Annotated in this window: 18 protein-coding genes and 1 tRNA gene; 13 read left to right on the top strand and 6 right to left on the bottom strand. The window is 37.9% G+C overall.

From position 1 onward, the window contains the following. Positions 1–9 precede the first annotated feature (9 nt). The gene (locus CEF17_RS08580) at positions 10–630 is read right to left on the bottom strand and encodes an NAD(P)-dependent oxidoreductase (protein ID WP_100399166.1); all 621 of its coding nucleotides are present in this window, start codon (positions 628–630) and stop codon (positions 10–12) included. Between the two features lie 372 nt (positions 631–1,002). On the opposite strand from CEF17_RS08580, the gene nikR reads away from it, so the two are divergent. From nikR to CEF17_RS08550, 6 genes are all read left to right on the top strand, one after another. Then, positions 1,003–1,425, top strand: coding sequence for a nickel-responsive transcriptional regulator NikR (gene nikR, locus CEF17_RS08575; protein WP_100399165.1), 423 nt, complete (start codon positions 1,003–1,005; stop codon positions 1,423–1,425). 80 nt (positions 1,426–1,505) lie between these two features. Beyond that, positions 1,506–3,092: a nickel ABC transporter substrate-binding protein gene (nikA, locus tag CEF17_RS08570; protein WP_100399164.1), complete on the top strand. Its 1,587-nt coding sequence runs from the start codon at positions 1,506–1,508 to the stop codon at positions 3,090–3,092. Between the two features lies 1 nt (position 3,093). Then, positions 3,094–4,044 (top strand): nickel ABC transporter permease, encoded by a 951-nt coding sequence (gene nikB, locus CEF17_RS08565; RefSeq protein WP_100399163.1) that lies wholly within the window; start codon positions 3,094–3,096, stop codon positions 4,042–4,044. Further along, entirely contained in the window at positions 4,037–4,870 is an 834-nt protein-coding gene (gene nikC, locus CEF17_RS08560; RefSeq protein WP_100399162.1) for a nickel transporter permease, read from the top strand. Before nikB ends, nikC begins: the two co-directional genes overlap by 8 nt. Position 4,871: 1 nt before the next feature. Then, on the top strand, positions 4,872–5,669 hold the full coding sequence (locus CEF17_RS08555) for an ABC transporter ATP-binding protein (protein ID WP_100399161.1): 798 nt from the start codon (positions 4,872–4,874) through the stop codon (positions 5,667–5,669). 5 nt (positions 5,670–5,674) lie between these two features. Then, positions 5,675–6,472, top strand: a complete 798-nt coding sequence (locus CEF17_RS08550; RefSeq protein WP_157842991.1) for an ABC transporter ATP-binding protein — start codon at positions 5,675–5,677, stop codon at positions 6,470–6,472. 835 nt (positions 6,473–7,307) lie between these two features. On the opposite strand, the gene CEF17_RS08545 is transcribed toward CEF17_RS08550, so the two are convergent. Next, positions 7,308–7,901, bottom strand: a complete 594-nt coding sequence (locus CEF17_RS08545) for a TetR/AcrR family transcriptional regulator (protein ID WP_100399159.1) — start codon at positions 7,899–7,901, stop codon at positions 7,308–7,310. A gap of 201 nt (positions 7,902–8,102) precedes the next feature. On the opposite strand from CEF17_RS08545, the gene CEF17_RS08540 reads away from it, so the two are divergent. Next, positions 8,103–9,224 (top strand): FAD-dependent monooxygenase, encoded by a 1,122-nt coding sequence (locus CEF17_RS08540; protein ID WP_157842990.1) that lies wholly within the window; start codon positions 8,103–8,105, stop codon positions 9,222–9,224. Between the two features lie 263 nt (positions 9,225–9,487). Here CEF17_RS08540 and CEF17_RS19990 read toward each other — a convergent pair whose 3' ends face one another. The 3 genes from CEF17_RS19990 to CEF17_RS08530 all read right to left on the bottom strand — a co-directional run bounded on the left by CEF17_RS19990 (position 9,488) and on the right by CEF17_RS08530 (position 11,260). Continuing rightward, positions 9,488–9,640 carry a hypothetical protein gene (locus tag CEF17_RS19990; RefSeq protein ID WP_157842989.1) on the bottom strand — a complete coding sequence of 51 codons (153 nt, stop codon included), beginning with the start codon at positions 9,638–9,640 and terminating at the stop codon, positions 9,488–9,490. 129 nt (positions 9,641–9,769) lie between these two features. Then, positions 9,770–10,255 carry a hypothetical protein gene (locus CEF17_RS08535; protein ID WP_100399157.1) on the bottom strand — a complete coding sequence of 162 codons (486 nt, stop codon included), beginning with the start codon at positions 10,253–10,255 and terminating at the stop codon, positions 9,770–9,772. Positions 10,256–10,270: 15 nt separating this feature from the next. Then, positions 10,271–11,260, bottom strand: a complete 990-nt coding sequence (locus tag CEF17_RS08530) for a restriction endonuclease (RefSeq protein WP_100399156.1) — start codon at positions 11,258–11,260, stop codon at positions 10,271–10,273. 994 nt (positions 11,261–12,254) lie between these two features. Between CEF17_RS08530 and CEF17_RS08525 the strand changes: the two genes are divergently transcribed. Beyond that, positions 12,255–12,464 (top strand): hypothetical protein, encoded by a 210-nt coding sequence (locus CEF17_RS08525; RefSeq protein ID WP_100399155.1) that lies wholly within the window; start codon positions 12,255–12,257, stop codon positions 12,462–12,464. A 969-nt stretch (positions 12,465–13,433) separates the two neighbouring features. Continuing rightward, positions 13,434–13,670 carry a hypothetical protein gene (locus CEF17_RS08520; RefSeq protein ID WP_100399154.1) on the top strand — a complete coding sequence of 79 codons (237 nt, stop codon included), beginning with the start codon at positions 13,434–13,436 and terminating at the stop codon, positions 13,668–13,670. Between the two features lie 739 nt (positions 13,671–14,409). Here CEF17_RS08520 and CEF17_RS19985 read toward each other — a convergent pair. Next, positions 14,410–14,506 (bottom strand) — tRNA-Sec (locus CEF17_RS19985). Positions 14,507–14,703: 197 nt separating this feature from the next. Between CEF17_RS19985 and nagB the strand changes: the two genes are divergently transcribed. The 4 genes from nagB to CEF17_RS08495 all read left to right on the top strand — a co-directional run bounded on the left by nagB (position 14,704) and on the right by CEF17_RS08495 (position 19,105). Beyond that, positions 14,704–15,444, top strand: coding sequence for a glucosamine-6-phosphate deaminase (gene nagB / locus CEF17_RS08510; RefSeq protein WP_100399152.1), 741 nt, complete (start codon positions 14,704–14,706; stop codon positions 15,442–15,444). Positions 15,445–15,533: 89 nt separating this feature from the next. Next, the gene (locus CEF17_RS08505; RefSeq protein WP_100399151.1) at positions 15,534–15,950 is read left to right on the top strand and encodes a VOC family protein; all 417 of its coding nucleotides are present in this window, start codon (positions 15,534–15,536) and stop codon (positions 15,948–15,950) included. Between the two features lie 213 nt (positions 15,951–16,163). Then, positions 16,164–18,056, top strand: a complete 1,893-nt coding sequence (gene selB, locus CEF17_RS08500) for a selenocysteine-specific translation elongation factor (protein WP_232725469.1) — start codon at positions 16,164–16,166, stop codon at positions 18,054–18,056. Then, positions 18,044–19,105: a glycosyltransferase gene (locus tag CEF17_RS08495; protein ID WP_100399149.1), complete on the top strand. Its 1,062-nt coding sequence runs from the start codon at positions 18,044–18,046 to the stop codon at positions 19,103–19,105. The genes selB and CEF17_RS08495 overlap by 13 nt, the downstream gene beginning before the upstream one ends. The last annotated feature ends 26 nt before the right edge of the window (positions 19,106–19,131 follow it).

Here is a 19,131-nt window from a genome sequence, read left to right as displayed (position 1 = left end):
AAAGTATTATTAATAGGCGATCCCTACACGTGATTTTATATAATCGCTTGTTTGAAGCTGGCTGAATGTAAATTCTGCGGTATCCGGTACGGATATTTTAACTCCATCTTCCGGCAAAAAATTTCGCTCTATACGATATTTGCCTATTTTTTCGCCATCTGGCAAGTAGGTAGGGCAGACAATCGTCCAATCAAGGGTTGATTGTTTGAGCATATCGTAAACTTTATGATGTTCTTTCGCTGCACGGGTTAACTTACGCTTTGATTCATTTGATTGATAGCGCAGGGAAGTTGGCGTGGTTCTACTTTGCAGGATACCTGCAGTTCCTATAGTTATTATTCGTTTTGTACCTTCTTTTTCCATTGCTTCGATAATAAGTCGCATACTTTCTAATAGAGTGGTGGTGCCATCAGTGTTTAATGCGCTTATAACCACATCACTTTCATGCATTGTCTGTGCGATATCTTCTTTATTTAAAACATTCCCTTGAATAACGGTTAAATTTTCATTATTTATTTGAATTTTTTCTGGAGTACGGACTAATACAGTAACATGATGTCTGGCGTCCAGAGCGTGAGTAACTAAATGACTTCCCACTCGTCCAGTTGCCCCTAAAAGTAAAATATTCATGAGAATGAGCCTCCTTTTGCAAATACTAATAGTTTACTATAAAAGCTATACAATTGTCTTATTCAACGCTGTTTATGTTTAATAAGAAAGGTGAAAACAACAGAGTCATTACTGTACAGTAGATTGATGCTGTTGATAAATTCGCTATACTAAACCAATTTTAAAGAAAATAGCAAATAAGTAAAAAGGTAACCATATCGCGTATACATTAGTTACCTTTTTTTATTGGTATTTATTCTCTAATGAAACTTAATAAATTGTTAAAATAGTTATATGTTATATTCAGTAAAGGTTTATTTTATTAAGTAAATTGGGTGTCAGTGAACATTGTTGGAAACTTGTTTTAATAATAATTCTAAAGGAGAAGTAGTAATGGGAAATTTAAAACGTTTTGGGGTCTCCATGGAAGAAGGCCTATTGAATAAATTTGACCAGTTAATAGAAGAAAAAGGCTATGAAAACCGTTCTGAAGCTGTGAGGGATCTAGTAAGGAACACTATAGTACAAGAAAGTACTGAAAAAGACGAGGAGTTTATCGCAGGGAGTATACTTATCTTCTATAATCATCGGCAGCAGGATTTGATGCAAGAGTTAACAAAAATACAGCATAATCTGCATCATGAAATCCTTGCAACAACACATTTTCATTTAGATGCTGACAATTGCCTGGAAATTATAGTAGTGAAGGGGGCAGCGCAGAAAATACGTGCTATCAGTAATCAGCTAATCAGTATAAAGGGAGTCAATTATGGGAAGTTCACAGCTGCGCCATTGAATTCGTTTGAAGAAAAATAGAAATTGTGTCACAATTTAATCAATTCGTGTTACAGTGGTAATATAAAAAAGTTATATAGTTTGAGAGGAATAGATACTAAATGAAAAAAACTGTTACATCCTTCCCTATTATTCTATTAACCACTGTTACAATAACCGGTTGTTCGTTATCGGCAAATACAGATACCTCAGAGGAAACAAAGGATAGTCTAACGATGTCCTGGCCACAGGATATAGGTGAGTTAGATCCTCACAGCTACGCTCCTAATGAAATGTTTGCTCAAAACCTAGTGTACGATTCATTAGTTTTATATGACAAAGACGGAGAGATTCAACCGCATTTAGCAAAAGAGTGGGAAGTAGCCGACGATGGAAAAGAATATATTTTTACTCTTCGGGATGATGTTGTCTTTTCCGATAATACGGTGTTTAATGCAGAAATTGTAAAAAAGAATTTCGATCATGTTTTAGCAGAAAAAGAAGATCATAGTTGGCTTGAATTAGTGAATCAAATTGAAGATACAAAAGTCATAGATGAAAGAACCTTTTCGATTTCATTAAAGAACCCTTATTATCCTTTACTGCAGGAATTAGCACTAGTAAGACCTTTTCGGTTTCTAGGAGCCTCTGGCTTTAATGAAAATGGCGCTGGGATAGATGAGCCCATTGGCACTGGTGCCTGGGTATTAAAGGAATACCGTCAAAACGATAGAGCGGTATTTGAGAGAAATGAAAATTATTGGGGCGAAAAGCCGGACTTTGAGGAGTTAATAGTAAAAGTTATTCCAGATAATGAGACCAGGGTTATCGAATTTGAAAATGAGAGCATAGATCTTATTTATGGAAATGGACTAATTAGCTTGGACGCTTATGAATACATAAAAGATAGTGATACATACGAAACGGGCCTAAGTGATCCTATGGGCACGAGAACTCTTGCTATTAATTCAGACCGCGGGCCTACAAAGGATATAGAGGTCAGGCAGGCTCTTAATCATGCTTTGGATAAAAGCATGGTGATCGAGGGAATTTTGCATGGAACGGAAAAGAAAGCTGATACTCTTTTTGCACCCAATGTACCATATAGTGATCTAGATTTACCGCCTTATGAATACGATTCAGGGAAAGCAGAGGCCTTATTAGAGGAAGCAGGCTGGCAGCAATCAGATGAGTCAGATTATCGAATGAAAGATGAAGAAGAATTGGTGCTTGAGCTTTCCTTTGATTACAACAACCATCTTCAAAAAGCAATTGCAGAATTTATGCAGGGTGAGTTTCGTGAAATGGGGATCAATTTAATCTTACTCGGAGAAGAAGAGCAATCCTATTTGAACCGCCAAAAAACTGGAGATTTTCATTTGATATTTAATAATACATGGGGGGCCCCATATGATCCCCATTCTTTTGTATCTTCCATGCGCACTCCATCTCATGCGGATTATGCTGCCCAGGCTGGTTTGCCAATGAAAGAAGAAATTGATGAAAAAATCAGTGAAGTGTTAACTACCCTTGAAGAAGGACCCCGCCAGGAATTATATGAAGATATATTAAGTACTCTTCATGAACAAGCTGTTTATTTGCCTATAAGCTATACAACCAATATAGCGGCTTACCACCCTCATGTTCAGGGGGTCGACTATTCTCCGGTAGAATATGAATTTAAGTTGGAAGAAATTGAGTTAAAATAGGATGTTTATTTTTGTAATCAGACGTTTAGTAATTATGATACCTGTGTTGGCTGGTGTTTCTCTTATCACATTTTTTCTTTTGCAGCTTGTCCCAGGAAACCCTGCGGAGACATACCTTCGATTATCTAATATACCTCCTACAGATGAGGCGATCGCTAGAGTACAGAGAGAACTTGGTCTCGACCGTCCTCTGGCAGTACAATATATACATTGGCTCGGCCAGGCCTTGCAATTGAATTTTGGCTATTCCTTTGTCACGCAGCGCCCAGTGCTTGAAGAAGTACTATATTATTTTCCTGCGACTATTGTACTGACTTTTGCTTCAGTAGTTATGACGGTAGTCTTCAGTATCCCAGTTGGAATCTTATCTGCTATATTCAGAAATCGTTTGATAGATAAGGTCATGAGGTTCAGTGCTATTGCGGGTAATTCCATGCCTTCCTTTTGGCTGGGTTTTTTGCTGATGTACTTTTTTTCTTTAAAGTTAAACCTTTTCCCTGCATCTGGCACAGGCTCTTTGGCACACATTTTTTTACCGACCATGACCCTGGCGATACCATATATAGCGATTTACAGCCGTCTTCTCCGGACAAGCTTTTTAGAAAGCAAGGATCAGCCATTTGTTATTTATTCAAAAGCACGAGGAATAAAGCCGCATGTGATTTATGGGAAACATATTCTAAGACATGCTCTCCTGCCATGTGTGACCATTTTTGGCATCAGTATAGGGTACATGTTAAGTGGAACGATTATCGTTGAAAGTGTCTTTTCATGGCCGGGAATTGGCCGTTACTTTGTATCTGCGATCTTGAACCGGGATTATCCTGTCATCCAATTTAGTGTCATGTTTATGGCAATCACATTTATGCTTATAAATTTGTTGGTTGATATCATCTATGCTTATTTGGAGCCGCGCATACGATGGAACTCAGAGGTGGGACATCATGATTAAGATAATGAGAAAAAGCACACTTCCGCCAGGACCTTTATTGGCTCTAACCTGTGTGATGATCTTATGTATGGCAGCTATACTTGCTCCCTTTATTGCTCCACATGATCCCACAGTAAATCATATGAATTTGAGATTGCAGCCACCCTCTGCAGAATTTTGGCTTGGAACGGATCATTTAGGCAGAGACATATTTTCTCGGTTGTTATATGGAGCTCGCATTTCTTTAGGCAGTGCGCTTATCGTCGTGGCCGTTTCCATGCTGATCAGCATAGTTGTGGGAATTATTTCAGGCTACAGCGGAGGTGTGATCGATTCACTATTTATGAGAGCATGTGATGTTCTAATTTCCTTTCCTGGTTTAATACTTGTATTTGCATTAATCGCCATTCTTGGTGCAGGGTTGCTGAATTTGCTTGTAGCTATGATATTAGTATTTTGGATTAGTGATGCCCGGCTGATAAGGGGGATGGCACTTAGTCTGAAAAAAAGAAATTATGTGATTGCTGCAAAGTTATCCGGGACACCTGCTCCGATCATTGTATGCCGTCATATTTTACCTAATGTATTACCTCAAGTTATTATCTTAGCAACACTAAATATCGGAAGTGTGATCCTTCATATTGCTGCCTTCTCCTTTCTAGGGTTGGGCATTCAACCGCCGGCTCCAGAATGGGGCACGATGCTAAATGACAGCCGCCCTTTCCTCCGCAGTAACCCTGAACTAATGATAGGTCCTGGATTAATGATATTTATAGTTGTTCTTTCCTTTAATATATTGGGAGACCATTACCGTGATCGGAAAGATTTTAGCTTAAAGGAGTTATAACATGGCTCAGACTTCAGCTCTATCAGTGAAACACCTTAAGGTAACGATCCCGGAGAAGAATGCTTCTTTTCTTCACGGAGTTACTTTTGAGATCAAGAAAGGAAGAGTACTTGGCTTAGTAGGGGAAAGCGGATCTGGCAAAACTTTAACCAGCCTGGCCATACTCGGACTGTTGCCCCCAAGTCTTCATGCACAGGGAAGCATAAGGTATGCAGGCAAAAATCTTTTAACGATCTCTCAAAAAGAATGGCAATCCATCCACGGCCAGGAGATTGCTTCTATCTTTCAGAATCCAATGTCTGCTTTTGACCCTATTTTCACCATTGGTTCTCAAATGGTTGAAACCATCCAATCTCATCAAAGAATATCAAAAAGTCTAGCGCAGGAAAAAGCGATAAAAGCCTTACAAACATTTCAACTGAGAGATGCCGAGGCCATTTTTCATCAATTTCCTTTTCAACTGAGTGGTGGAATGCTCCAAAGAGTGATGATAGCGTTAATCTTTGTATTAAAACCTTCCTTTTTAGTAGCAGATGAGCCTACTACGGCGTTAGATTCTGTCAATCAGAAAATAGTCCTTGATGAATTGGAGAAATTATCCCTGGAAACAGGGATGGGTATGCTCCTTGTCACTCATGATTTAAGTGTCCTATATAGAATGGCCCACGAGGTCATTGTCCTAGAAAATGGAAGGATAGTTGAACATGCTTCTACTCAAGAATTATTCTTCAGGCCACAACACCCGTATACCCAGAAACTACTATCGTCAAGTAGAAGAATTAGAGGTGAGTTCAGGTGATGCTCATGAGAATGGAGGCGGTGACAAAGAGCTTTAAAAAACAGGGGAGAATAGTACAAAATGTTCAAGCGATGTCAAATGTCTCTCTTAATATCAGACAAGCTCATTGTCTTGCATTAATTGGGGAGAGCGGGTCCGGTAAAAGTACAACAGGAAGAGTTTTGTGTGGGATAGAGGAGCCTGATTCTGGTAGGATCTTTTACTTAGGCAAAGATGTGAAAGCTTTTCGCAGCAAGGAACGAAAAATGTTAAGAATGAACCTTCAGTATGTGTTTCAAGATCCCCTTAGTGCTTTAAATCCAAAACTGACTATAAGAGAAAGCTTACAAGAACCTTTACGGAATCAGCGAGGTGACCAATCAGAACGAGAAGAAATTATTCAAACTGTATTAAAAAATGTAGGATTGGACAAGCATCATTTAAACAAATACCCTTCACAATTAAGTGGCGGCCAGCTGCAAAGAGTGAATATTGCTCGTTCGATCTCTACAAAACCAAGCATGATTGTACTTGATGAGGTAGTGAGTAATTTAGATGTACCCACCCAGTTGCAAATACTGGATCTTCTTGTGGAATTAAAACATTCCTACCATATGTCATACCTTTTTATATCTCACGATCTTCAAGTGGTTAGATATATTGCAGATTCTGTCGCCGTAATGGATAACGGTAGAATTGTGGAAAATATCGATAATATTAATAACCTTTATCAGCTTGACCATCCAGCTTCCCTTCGGCTCATAGATGCTGTACACGAGATACCCGAAGGAACAGTGAAAACGGATAAGGCTGCGATACGATAGCAAAGGTTTGCCTTACTTCCTTAGTGACTGGGGGAATTCGCTACAGCAAAGGGCTGTCCCATAAATCCTTAAAATTAACTCTTCATTGGTGTCACCTTTTGTGATGCCAGTATTATGTCTGAAAAAATGGGAAGAGACAATTGTTCCGTTATGAGAACTGACTGTGGTCGTTTGGTTGTTACTCATAAAAGTCGTCACTTTCTAGATTCTCGTCAATACTTCGGGAATTTTGTTCACTAAACAAAGTTCAACCTAAAAAATTCGATTCCTTAACGTTTGAGGAATCGAATTTTTTGGGTTTTATTGTTCAAAGGCTCTCGCTTGTTAAATCATATTAGTAGTGTTGTAGGTCACTTGTAAATTGTCATTTTAAAATCAAGATTTAGTAATGAATTTTCATGTACAAATTTTTCCTCACTATACAAGAATATTCGCTCTTATGTTTTTGTTTTGATTTTAATGTACGTACAGACAGTAGCCGCTTAAAATCTGGTTAATACTAGACTCAAGGTGATAGATGTTGCACGTAAGTATTAATATATCTTTTCCTAAAGCAATTTGAAAAACTTATGGTATCAATACATCGGCCGTTTTGAAAAACATTCCATTGTTTAAGACTTATGCGAATCTCTTACATTCAGGAAAAGGGTGATGTCCAAATGGACTACAAGGGTGTAGAAAAAGAATTTTTAATGACGCAGGTAAATGTATTCGTCCAGGCTTCTTCAAAAGAATCTCTGGTAACTTAATAAGCCCGAGCAAAGCAAGGTACTGCTCAGATGATCGTTATCTAAGGTGAGAAATTCAATAAAAGGTAAACAGCAATAACAATTGGTCAGGTAGTTCTAATTCCGTTAATAACAGTGTCTATGGCATTTTTATAAAGAAGCTCTTTAGATTCTTGAGTGTTGAACGCTAATAATGCTGTATCGTATAATCCGGAAATGAGGGCTAATAGAATGACACTTATCTCTTCAACATTTAGGTCCTTATTAAACTCTTTTTTATGAATACCCTCTTGTATTATCTCCGAAACGATCTCAAATTCAGGCTTGAACAGTTCTACGACAAAAGATTTTTCTTTCTTTGTTGATATCATATACTCCGATAATGTTGTGATTAAAGGATTATGAATCTCTAAACTGCATAAACGTGCCCACAAGTATAATTTATCAGTAGCCCACTCTTCTTTTACCATCAGTATTTCCCACTCGTTAATAAATTTGTTTAATGCTTGTTCTATACAGAATAAATAAAGCTCTTCCTTATTTTTAAAGTGGTAATAAATAGTTCCTTTGCTTAATTGTGTTTCAGTTTTTATATCCGACATAGATGTCGCTGCGAAGCCTTTTAATTCAAACAATTTAGTTGCTTTATCCTCAATTAACTTTTTGGTATCTTCACTATTAATTCCAGATGGCCTACTCATAAATCCTCCCACTTACTTAGTAAATTTATTATAAAAAATGTAGCTGTAAATAACATATAAAAGTAATTTTATACGACTTTGAATTTATATCAAGCACCATTCTATAAATTAATTGACCGATCGTCCGAATAAATGGTAGTATATTTTCCATAAGCTTATTAATTGTTTTTTACCCCTGGTTATAAAAAAGGAGTGTTTCATGTGAAAGAAAAAGTAATTATCATTGGGGCTGGTGTTGGTGGTCTTGCCACTGCTCTATTTTTAAAAAAGGCTGGAATAGAAAGTAGTGTATTTGAAGGTGCTTCAGTTGAAAGAGAAAGCGGGGCAGGATTTGTACTCACACCAAATGGCCTGAATGTCCTGGAAACACTGGGTATAAATAAAATTGCAGACCATAGTTTTCCCTTGGAATCTGAGACCACATACACCAGTAACTATAAAGAACTGTCCAGCATGACATTTGCGGGAAATGATTTTTTTAGTAAAACATTTATTACGATTAGTAGACATAGCCTAATGAAACTACTTTTAGAAAAAGCTGAGGAATATAATATACCCGTACACTACAATAAAAAGCTGGTTAATTTTGAACAAAACTCTGAAAGTATTACAGCTTTCTTCTCTGATGATTCAAAGGAAAAGGGAGAGATCTTGGTCGGGGCAGATGGCATTCATTCAAGAACAAGAGAAATAATATATCCTCATATTAAACCTATTTATTCTGGTTACTATGGTATTCACGGGCTGGTATCTTCTTCGAATGTAAAGCAAACAATTGATACTAATGCAAGTGTCTATGGTGATTTTGATAATTATTTAGGTACTTTTGTAAGTAAATGTTCTCCAACTTCAGAAGCAGATATATTATGGCAATTTGTGGGGAAAGAAGAAAGAAAAATTCCTGCAACGAAATTAGAGTTGGCAGACAATCAGTTTATAAAGGATTGGTTATCAGAAAAAATTAGTGGGTGGGATAATCCATTTAGTGAACTTCTGAACAATACAGAAAGCATTACCTCTAGAAATATCTTTGAGTTGGAAGAACTGCCTCATTGGTATCATGGGCGAGTCACTTTTGTAGGGGATGCCCTACATGCCACCAATCCAATGCTGGGAATTGGTGCATCATGGGCTTTAGAAGATGGGATGTATTTAGCAAAAATGTTAAAGGAGCATGGATATAGAGATGCCTTTTATTATTTTGAGAATGACCGTAAACCAATAATTGAACCTGTAAGAAAGGGAGCCACTAAGGTACTTGATAAAATATTTGAACTAAGAAACATGACGAACACCATTTATGATAATCGTATTGATTGGTAAAAAATAAAAGTAAACAGCTGTAAAAGAGTATGTACATTCCTGTACATACTCTTTTGTTGTTATATAGACATCCTGTCCTTAGACAGAGAGTTTTCTTCGTAGGATGTAGGACCATCATAATAGTTTTAGAAAAGATATCGTTTCCCAATAGAGGTTGTTTAAGGGGATGAAAATCTTAAAAATTGGGTTCGGTCGAAGATGCTGCACAAGTGTTTGATTTGGTACCGAACTGGCTCCAAGCAAAAAAGGAATTCTATTGGAGGCTATTTGCTTATGTATCTTAAAGCCTTATTTCTTCTTTTTCTGTATAGACATATTTTTTCAGCCTTAATATCTTCCGTTACAAGAGACCGTTGCAAACTAAATAATATTAAAGCCTGCTCATCATTTAAACCGAACTGCTCTAGTATATTCATGGTAACCCCCTAAAGAAATTTAAAGTTTTAGACAATAATAGATTGTATAACTATTCTAATTTGAGTCAACTAATTAACTATTACAAAAGTCCGAAGTGAAAGTTGAGTTATTGAAAGAGCTATAAAGAATTATATAGAATAATTTAGACCTAATAAATTTATGAACTCAGGTTGACCTCGATATGTTACATCACCATTAACATCTACCCATGCCTGAACAATCCCAAGTTTATTCAGAGCTTTTTCTATTCTTGAAACCTGAAGTCTAAATCGTTTTATATCGGGATTGGCAATTATAAATATTGGATCTATTCTTTCTTTATGGCTTTGCATGAATCTCATTATCTGGTTAACTTGTTCTGGAAGATGAATGCTTATTTGATCAGTTTTGTATACTTTATTTGTTCCAATATGAGCAAGAGCTTGATTCCCACGTGATTCAATGTGAAATATTAGTTCTCCCTTTGCTGCTCTCAGATCAATTGCGCTTTGGTGGTTACCGAATGTTGTTTCAAACCCTTTTCTCTCTAAGTCTGCAGCAACAGCTGTAGTAATTTTGTTTTGGTCTGCAATAAACGGGTCTGGGACCTGTAATGAACTATTAACCACTGACATGTGATTCCTCCTTAGTTATTGAATACTCTCTAATTTCAAGGAATTTAAATACATTTCTGCAATGCGTTCTTGTTGAACAACTGCTAACTTAACTTCCCTCTGTAATTTCTCTGTTAGTTCTTCCTGTAATTCGTTGATGGCGTTTAGGTAATCTTTTTCTAGCTGGCCCATAATGAATAAATAAGCAAGACTCTTATTAGAGTTAATTATGCATTTTTCTAAATCCCTAATGGGTCTTTTATCCGTAACAATCCCTCTATAGTTTTTACATTGTACTGGAATACCTTCTAGTAATATCTCATTTGATAGTGGATCTGTAGTTTGAATCAGTAAATCCCAACCTTTACCTGAATCCCGTACTGCAGCGGCCATTCCAGGAATACTCTTTATTAAATCCTCAACGAAGTACTCGAAAGCTTTCCCAGGCCATTTTTTCGATATCATATCTATAGTAGTTTCAATAATAGCGGTTTTCGTATCAGAGATTGCTATTTCATTTGTTAACTTTTCTTTGTAGTCATTTTTCTCCCATAAGTGTTCCTCTATTAATTCTTCAATATTTTTTATAGCCTCCTTAGGGTAAATCTGATAATACTGTCCACGTTTCGTTATTGCATGTCTCAATGATTTGGTTACGTACTTTGATTCAATAGAGATAAAGTCTTTTGTGATAGGCTTGCAATGGATAATATGATTAAAATCCTCTTTTTCCTCAGTAGCATAATCGTAACCATCTGTTACTTCAGCAATAAGTAATTTTCTTAAAGGTTGCTCAAACTGAATAAGTAATACATCACCTTTTTTAATTCGATTTACAAGGAACTGTGTATATCGCCATGTCACCTTTTCTTGATTACTCATTTGATTTTTACTTTTATTTTTTAATATGTTTAGATATGATCCAGGTGGACTCCAACCGAAGTGAAGCCTACCATCTAGAAACTCCTTATACATCCACTCTTGATCACGATTGTTAATAGCTACTAACTTATAAAATCGTGTCATTTCATCTACCTCCTTTTTTCTGTTTAATTGGAATGTAATATCCACATTGTTTCGTGCAAACCCATGTTGGAAATGCATCAATTATGGTTTTACCATCTGGCCCAAACTCAATGGTTTCCCATGCATCCTCATATTAGAACCACAAGACCAAGACTTACGGCAGAGATTAGTATCCAAATTCGCACTCCTTTCGTTTCATATAATATACGTATCGTGCTTTTCATCACCAAGGTTGTGTCATATTTTCATACCTTACTATCATTAATTAATTTATGTAAGTGTTATCAAAATTAGCTGTTTAATAATATGATATGATACAAAGTAAAAAAAAACAATATTTTCCATATCCTTACACTCTTGTATGTGTTGATGATCAATTCAGGTATTTAAAATAGGGACAGTGTTCCATGGTAAGTGAAAGAAATTTACAAGAGTGGTCTTATAAAGAGACTGTTGGGAAAATTATTGAGCTTTATAAACAAAAAGCAATGGGGAAAATCCTAAAAGTGATCGTGAAAAAAGAGTCAAGGCTAGTTTTGAAAAGTTAGTGAAACGTAACGGTAAAGCTATGGAGGGAATTAGTAAGAGAGGAAAATATACCTTGCTAAAAAAGATGTAGAAAATACTCCAGGACACGTTAATCAAAGGTTATGTAGGCACATACATAGAGAAAAGGAGAAATCGTTTCTCTGACGGTCATAAATGCACATTCAATGCAGCAGGTACGGTTATGATTAAATAGCTTTGGGTGAAGAGATTGAAGAATGGAGGACTCCACCATCGCTGACGACAAAACAAGACCTTCTTTTAAAGAGGCTGTCATTTGGATAGAGCAACATGCATATAAAAGAGAAGAATAGCTCCCTTTTCTGTAATGGAATTGGGGGCTTTTGTTGTACGACTGGTCTATATTTAGGAGTAGGTTAGGTTATAATTTGCCAGGTTTTGCATAATGGAGTGTGGGTAAGAGAGTAGTAATGAAAGGAGTGAAAGGATGAAACTGCGACTTTGGCAAAAAATTGCGCTTGCAGTTATCGTCTTAGCTGTAGTTCTAAGCTTTGTAGGGATATTGAATGTTCCTAGTAATATAATAGCCTGGAGCGCCGTAGTTTTTACCTTTATTCTATTCATCGCTGAGATTCTCAAAAAGAAACAGAAGGAAAAAAAGGAAGAAACAAATAATCCTATGAAAACAGATAACTAACTCAGTAATAAGGTGCCAGGGGTATATTCCTTGCCCTTTTCTACGTTTAAAGGTGAATAACACCACCTCTTTCCATAAAAAATTTCTCTAGTGTCGGGAATGGAGGAAGTACGTATCGACCATGCATAATCAAATGGTTACGTTTGTCCTCTTGTATGATAAGAGGAGGCGTTGGCATGAGCGGTTTCAAAACATATTCAGAAGTGATGGAAGTAAAAATTGCGTTTACCGGTAAAGGTCATAGACGGTTTCTCTCTGTAAAAAAAATTTGAATTTATACCTGTATAGACAGCATCCCCACCCAAGGTGCTGTTTTTTATTTGAAAATCCCCTTACAAAAGGAAAAAATATCCAAAAAATATACTTTTTCGAAATGAAAGGGTTGTATTAAGTACATAGTAAAATCCCAATGGGTCAGAGACGCACCCTCTGTCAAAACGCTATCATTTAAGCTGAGTTCGATAAATAAAAAACCATAAAAAAATAACAGTCGAGAATGCACTGAAAGCGACTATAAAGAAACAAACAGTGAAAAGGTACTCCACAACACGTTTGATGAATCATCCAAGAGTAACACAGACAAAATGACAACACCATGTAAGCCTATGATTCAACACAGCAACATGAATTGCGTTCATCACAAGGCTTGAAGCGCAGCTCAGCCTTGTTGAACACCCAAAACCTAAGATAGTCCAAAGCTACTGTGTTTACACATAAGCCAATGAAACAAAGTGCAGAGAAGTATATTAGGAGTATTTCCAGAAGCTAATAAGAAGAAAACCAAAGGGGTAAACAATGGTTGCAGGACAGTAGAGGGAGGTTAATGCTCAGGAATACAAGTTGAGGCTAAAGAAGAAGCTCTCTATGTTACTAGTATCCATTAAACGGTCATAGGATTAGAGTATAGATTTAGCGGCTACCATACTGTAAAATACAGGACAATATATTAATATCTGGGAGGGAAGTAACATGAAAATCCAAAGTTATGAATATCTTGATGATAATCTTAGAGTTAACATCGCAGAATTTGACGATGATATATTTGAGGTAGCTGTTGAACGGAGGGAAAACCCTATCCAGGACCCTGCAAAATGGGAAACAGATAAAAGTTTTTTCAGAGCTACAACTGTTACAGGGGCATGGAGAGTAAAAGAGTTAGTGAAATATAAAATCAAGTCAAAATATAAGCAACAACACCAGTCATAGGGAAGCCACTTCAATTAAAATAGAGCATTGTGACAACATAAGAATAAGAACAAATGCACTATTAGTGGAGGGTGGATAGAGGATGAATTATTCAGAAGAAGATTAAGAGACCTTTGATTCATTTATTGTAATTGGCTAAGTAGTTAAAAATCTTGAAAGGGATGTAAAATCCTACATAAAGCGCCTTAAAAAAAACACCCTTATACCTATCTGCTCGATGAAGCTAGCCTATTGGCAAGTTCAGAACTTATGGAAAGACACTACTATAAAATTTGTTTTCCTCCAGCCTTGACTTGGGGCCCCTGCCCCCTTTGGAAACCTGAGGTCAGGAAGCAACTTTTCCTTCCTTTTTACGCGCTGAACACGCTAGAGGATACCAAAGGGGGCTTACCCAATAAGGGGACGCTTGGTTTTGGTTTCATGTGCGTTAAGTGGGATGGAGCCTGTTTTAAGATCTACTTTTTTCTTCTTATTTGGACCAATTCAGAAGATCTAACCATTGTATCCAGTTATACAATTGTGAAGAGTGCGTTTTAAATTTACTTGATACTTGTGATCTTTTGTACATACGCTTGACTGGTTTTTTAGACATAATAAAACCTCCTACTTTTATTTTGGTAGAAGGCTAAAGGCGATATAACCATGAAGGTTTTGTGAATAGGTCTGCCTAGGTTATAAGCAAAAACCCTCATGAAACCTTGGCAAAGGTATAGTATGTGTAAGTCATAAACCTATGTGTTGGCGGGACTGTGTGGGAATCGAACCCACCGGAGACTGCACGAGCCTCCCTGAAGGTTTTGAAGACCTCGGCGTGCACCAGCATCACAACCAGCCCCGTAAAGACCTTTCGGCCACAGATATTTATTTTATTATGTTGGCCTAAAAAAATCAAGGGGAATGTGTGTTACAGCCTCTATTTCCCTAAGAAGGTTAGGAGATAAAGCAACTGCTGAGTCGTACGGCGTATCCTTACATAACATACATAAAGATACTAAAATAGATAAAGGGCGGGGTGTCTGTAAGGAGGAATCCAATGAAAGTCATTATATGTTCTTCCTATGAAATGGTAAGTCTCAAGGCTTCCCAAATAGTAAGCAGCCATGTAAGGGAAAAACCAGATTCTGTTTTTGGACTGGCAACCGGTGGGACTCCTCTTCGCATGTATGAACTTTTGGCTGAAGATCACCGTCTTAATGGAACATCTTATCAAAAAGCTGTCAGCTTTAATCTGGATGAATATGTAGGATTGAATCGGTCACATCCTAACAGCTATTATTATTATATGCAAAATCATTTTTTTGGTAAGGTAGATCTCTTACCAGCTAATCGTTATGTACCTGATGGGTTGGCCAGTGACTTACAAGAGGAATGTGAACAATATGAAAAACAGATAAAGGATGAAGGAGGGATTGACCTCCAAATTTTAGGACTTGGAGAAAATGGGCATATTGGGTTTAATGAGCCAGGAACCTCCTTTAAAAAAGGGACGCATGTCACAACGCTCACCAATAATACAAGAAAAGCGAATGCCCGCTTTTTTAAGAATCAACGAGAAGTTCCTCATTATGCTATTACGATGGGACTCAACACAATTACACAGGCAAAAAAAATTGTCCTTTTAGCTGCTGGAAGGAAGAAAGCAAAAGCTGTGAAAAGAATGATTACTGGCCCAGTGACCGAGTCTTTCCCGGCTTCTATTTTACAGACCCATTCAGATGTAACCATCCTGATAGATAAAGAAGCTTCTTTTGAAAATAGAAAAGAGGAAAAATGATTTCCACTATGGAATTTGTTATACGAAAGTCCAATACATCATTACGGATGATGTCTTAGACCTTAACTATGAACAGGGGTGTACAAGTAATGACCATGAGATTAAATCCATACCTCGTCATGGACGGGACGGGTAAAGAAGCGATTGAATTTTATGAACATGCTTTAGGTGCAAAAGTTATCGGAGTGCAAACGTTTGGCGAGATGCCAGAAAGCCCGGAGTTTTCACTTCCTGAAGAAGCAAAGGACCGGATAGCACACGGCTTGTTAAAAGTAGGAGAGACAGATTTGATGCTTTCTGATACTTTTCCGGGCCAGCCCCACCAGGCAGGGAATCAAGTGACAATTTGTATTGTTCTTTCCGATAAGAAAAGGACAAATGAAGTGTTTGAGGCTTTAAGCGCAGATGGAAAAGTGACCATGCCTTTACAGGAAACCTTTTGGAGTCCGGCTTACGGAATTGTTACTGATAAATTTGGAGTTACTTTTCAGATTACGACAGAGTAAAAACGGTGAATCATCATTATCAAGGACTGGGCGGAACACTCCTTATAGGAGTGTTTTTTCTTGTTTGAAGATAACTGATTGCCCAAAAGTGCACACTTTTTTTTATTGAAAACAAGATAGAGAGTCTCGTGCTTACATAATTATTTTTGTTGGCTGCTCAAATATAGTAAGATGTACGTAAGTAAAGACGTTAGCAAAGAGGTGGGGAAACCCGTGAAACATACATACACCATTGGAATGGCAGGTCATATTGACCACGGAAAAACAACACTTACAAAAGCATTAACAGACATAGATACTGACAGGCTGCAGGAAGAAAAGGAAAGAAATATTTCGATTGAACCAGGATTTGCTCCCCTTTCCATACATGAAGAGATGGATATTTCAATTATTGATGTTCCGGGACACGAACGATTTATCCGCCAGATGATTGCCGGGGTGGCTGGAATTGACGGAGTAATCCTAGTAGTTGCGGCAGACGAAGGAGTGATGCCCCAAACGAGGGAGCACTTAGAAATCCTCTCGTTTCTTGGAATTACTCATTCATTAATTGCAGTTACCAAAGTAGACCGTGTAGAAGAAGAGCTATTGGAACTTGTGGAGGAAGATATCAGAGAAGAAGTTCAAGGTACTCCATTTGAGCAAGCTGACCTGGTGTTTGTTGATAGTTTGTCTGGAAAAGGTTTGGATCATCTCAAGAGCAGGATTCAGGAAATGATGAAAGGAGTCCCTGGCCGAGACCCTAAGGGAGCCTTTCGCCTGCCTATTGACCAGGTATTTACCGTTCATGGCCAGGGAACGGTCATAAGAGGGACAGTATACGAAGGAAAAATTGCCGAAGGAGAAACAGTAAACCTTCTGCCAGCGCAAAAAACGGTTAGAGCAAGACAGCTCCAAGTACATAAGCAGCCTGTAAGGGAAGGAATAGCGGGTCAAAGACTTGCTATTAACCTTGGAGGGATTGACAAGGAAGAAGTGGAAAGAGGAGATGTCCTTGTATCAGCAGACCATTATGTGTCTGCTGATACAATTGATGTGGAACTTACCACAGTGGATGCGATCAAATTCCCTCTAAAACAACGGGGCTATATTAAGCTTCATTTAGGGACAGCGGAAGTTTACGGGAAAATTGTATTCTTTGACCGGAATGTTCTTGAAGCAGGGAAAAAGCGGGTTCTTTGTCAGGTAAGGCTTGATGAACCTGTGGTCACAAAGAGAGGAGATCGTTTTATCTTGCGAAGGCCTACTCCTGTTGAAACGATAGGCGGGGGAATGGTGATTAATACGGATACCCAAAAGTATAAGTTTGGGCAAGAGACAATAGACAAGCTTGAAAAGGATCTCGAAGGGACGCCGGAAGACCGGATAAAGGATGTTCTCCTTGAGTATAAATGGCTGAGAAAGGATGAAATAGTGAAACATTCAGGCCTTACAGCCGATGAGGCAGAAGAAACGCTTTCTCTCATGCTGGATAGAGAAACAGTCATTGAAGTAAAGAATCAGATGTTTACGTTACCGGATTTATTTGACAACTTTATGGATCGTTTAAGGGAAAGCTTAGAAACATTTCATACTGCCTATCCATTAAGAGCAGGTAAAAATAAAAGTGAAATTCTTCAGGAGAATAAAGGATCTTATCCAAAAGGGTTGTTAGAGCATTTCCTTGATAGTGGGATTCAAAAAGAATTAATTAAAAGGAATAACCAATATATTGCTCTAAAGAATTTCACTCCACATTTCCCTAAAGGCTGGGAGTCTCGAATGGAGAACGTAGTCACAGCTCTGCAAAGGGAAGGATTACTTGTTTCGCCTTTTGAAGAGACAGCCAGGGAACAATCTTTGCCAGACGATTTAATGAAAGAGCTTCGCCAGTACCTTTTAGAAAATGGAAAAGCAATTCCTATGGATGACAAGCATATTTGGGACCAAAAGGCTGTGTCAGAAGCTAAAAGGAAGTTACATGACGGAACAAATGAGGTATTTACTTTGCAAGAGGCAAAAGAAGTTCTTGGTGTGACCCGGAAGTATTTAGTTCCTTTTTTAGAATGGCTTGATAATGAAAAATGGACAGCAAGAAAGGATAAGGAACGAACATGGCTAAAATGAAGGCAACTAAGGATAAGAAAGAATTAAAGGTTGTCTTTCTTACTCCTTACCTTTATTCAATCAGAGGAAATGCCACGACAGCAAAACGCTTGACCCAGGCTCTTTCCCGGGAAGGGGTAAGCGTAAAAGTGGCTTCTTATGAAGAGGAAAGTTATGAAAAAATTAAGGAATTAATAGCAGAAAGCGACATCGTGCATGCTCTTCATGTGAGAAGGTTTGTAGAATGGCTCAGTGAAACAGGCATCAAGATTACCCAGCCCCTTTTACTAACCTCGGGAGGGACTGACGTGAATGTAGACTTCAAAGATCCTGATAAACTGAAAGAAATGAAAGACATTATACTTCAAAGCAGCGGAATTACTGTATTTACTCAGGACGGAAAAGAGAAAGTTCTTCGATCCTTTCCTGAAAGCAAAGGGAAAGTGCATATCATTCCTCAAGGGATACACCTGGAAGATAACAAGGAGATGGATATGCAGCTTCCTGCCGGCTGCCCAAAGATACTCCTTCCTGCAGGACTGCGTCCAGTAAAGGATGTATTGTATCTTGGAGAGGCGCTTGTCTCTTTACGAAAGGTATTTCCTGATTTGCAATTTGCCATCATTGGTGCAGACCTCGATGAAAAAACCTTTCAAGAAGTAAAGAAATGGGATCTCCAATATAAATGGTTTCATTACTGGGAACCTATACCCTTGGATAGAATGTCTACCCTTTATGAGTGGGCGGATATCGTCGTTAATACATCGAGTTCAGAAGGGCAGCCGATGGCTGTCTTAGAGGCAATGGCGTGGGGAACCCCGGTGCTTGCACGAAATATTCCAGGAAACAAAAGCGTCATTTTTCATGGCTCTAATGGTTATTTGTTTAATAATGCCGAAGAGTTTATGGAGCAATGTAAAACCTTGATGGCTTCTACTGAGCTGCAACATAAATTCATTTCTGGTGGAAAGAAAACAACATCCAAGCATCATGACCCGTCCGAAGAGGCAAAAGCTTACCTGTATTTGTACAAAGAAAGCATAAGTAAGAATGAAGAAAACAAGGGCTGAACTTTGAGAGAAGGCCCTACACTTCC

The organism is Bacillus sp. FJAT-44742, from assembly GCF_002797315.1.
Taxonomy (GTDB): domain Bacteria; phylum Bacillota; class Bacilli; order Bacillales; family Marinococcaceae; genus Thalassorhabdus; species Thalassorhabdus alkalitolerans.
This window is presented reverse-complemented; position numbering and strand designations above follow the sequence as displayed.

What these genes read in the sequence shown, in the direction of transcription:
- CEF17_RS08505 (WP_100399151.1), top strand. Translation starts at nt 15,534, where the DNA reads ATGACCATGAGATTAAATCCATACCTCGTCATGGACGGGACGGGTAAA.
- CEF17_RS08520 (WP_100399154.1), top strand. Translation starts at nt 13,434, where the DNA reads ATGAAAATCCAAAGTTATGAATATCTTGATGATAATCTTAGAGTTAAC.
- CEF17_RS08545 (WP_100399159.1), bottom strand. Translation starts at nt 7,901, where the DNA reads ATGAGTAGGCCATCTGGAATTAATAGTGAAGATACCAAAAAGTTAATT.
- CEF17_RS08495 (WP_100399149.1), top strand. Translation starts at nt 18,044, where the DNA reads ATGGCTAAAATGAAGGCAACTAAGGATAAGAAAGAATTAAAGGTTGTC.
- nikB (WP_100399163.1), top strand. Translation starts at nt 3,094, where the DNA reads ATGTTTATTTTTGTAATCAGACGTTTAGTAATTATGATACCTGTGTTG.
- nikC (WP_100399162.1), top strand. Translation starts at nt 4,037, where the DNA reads ATGATTAAGATAATGAGAAAAAGCACACTTCCGCCAGGACCTTTATTG.
- nagB (WP_100399152.1), top strand. Translation starts at nt 14,704, where the DNA reads ATGAAAGTCATTATATGTTCTTCCTATGAAATGGTAAGTCTCAAGGCT.
- CEF17_RS08580 (WP_100399166.1), bottom strand. Translation starts at nt 630, where the DNA reads ATGAATATTTTACTTTTAGGGGCAACTGGACGAGTGGGAAGTCATTTA.
- CEF17_RS08535 (WP_100399157.1), bottom strand. Translation starts at nt 10,255, where the DNA reads ATGTCAGTGGTTAATAGTTCATTACAGGTCCCAGACCCGTTTATTGCA.
- nikA (WP_100399164.1), top strand. Translation starts at nt 1,506, where the DNA reads ATGAAAAAAACTGTTACATCCTTCCCTATTATTCTATTAACCACTGTT.
- nikR (WP_100399165.1), top strand. Translation starts at nt 1,003, where the DNA reads ATGGGAAATTTAAAACGTTTTGGGGTCTCCATGGAAGAAGGCCTATTG.
- CEF17_RS08525 (WP_100399155.1), top strand. Translation starts at nt 12,255, where the DNA reads ATGAAACTGCGACTTTGGCAAAAAATTGCGCTTGCAGTTATCGTCTTA.
- CEF17_RS08530 (WP_100399156.1), bottom strand. Translation starts at nt 11,260, where the DNA reads ATGACACGATTTTATAAGTTAGTAGCTATTAACAATCGTGATCAAGAG.
- CEF17_RS08550 (WP_157842991.1), top strand. Translation starts at nt 5,675, where the DNA reads ATGAGAATGGAGGCGGTGACAAAGAGCTTTAAAAAACAGGGGAGAATA.
- CEF17_RS08555 (WP_100399161.1), top strand. Translation starts at nt 4,872, where the DNA reads ATGGCTCAGACTTCAGCTCTATCAGTGAAACACCTTAAGGTAACGATC.
- CEF17_RS19990 (WP_157842989.1), bottom strand. Translation starts at nt 9,640, where the DNA reads ATGAATATACTAGAGCAGTTCGGTTTAAATGATGAGCAGGCTTTAATA.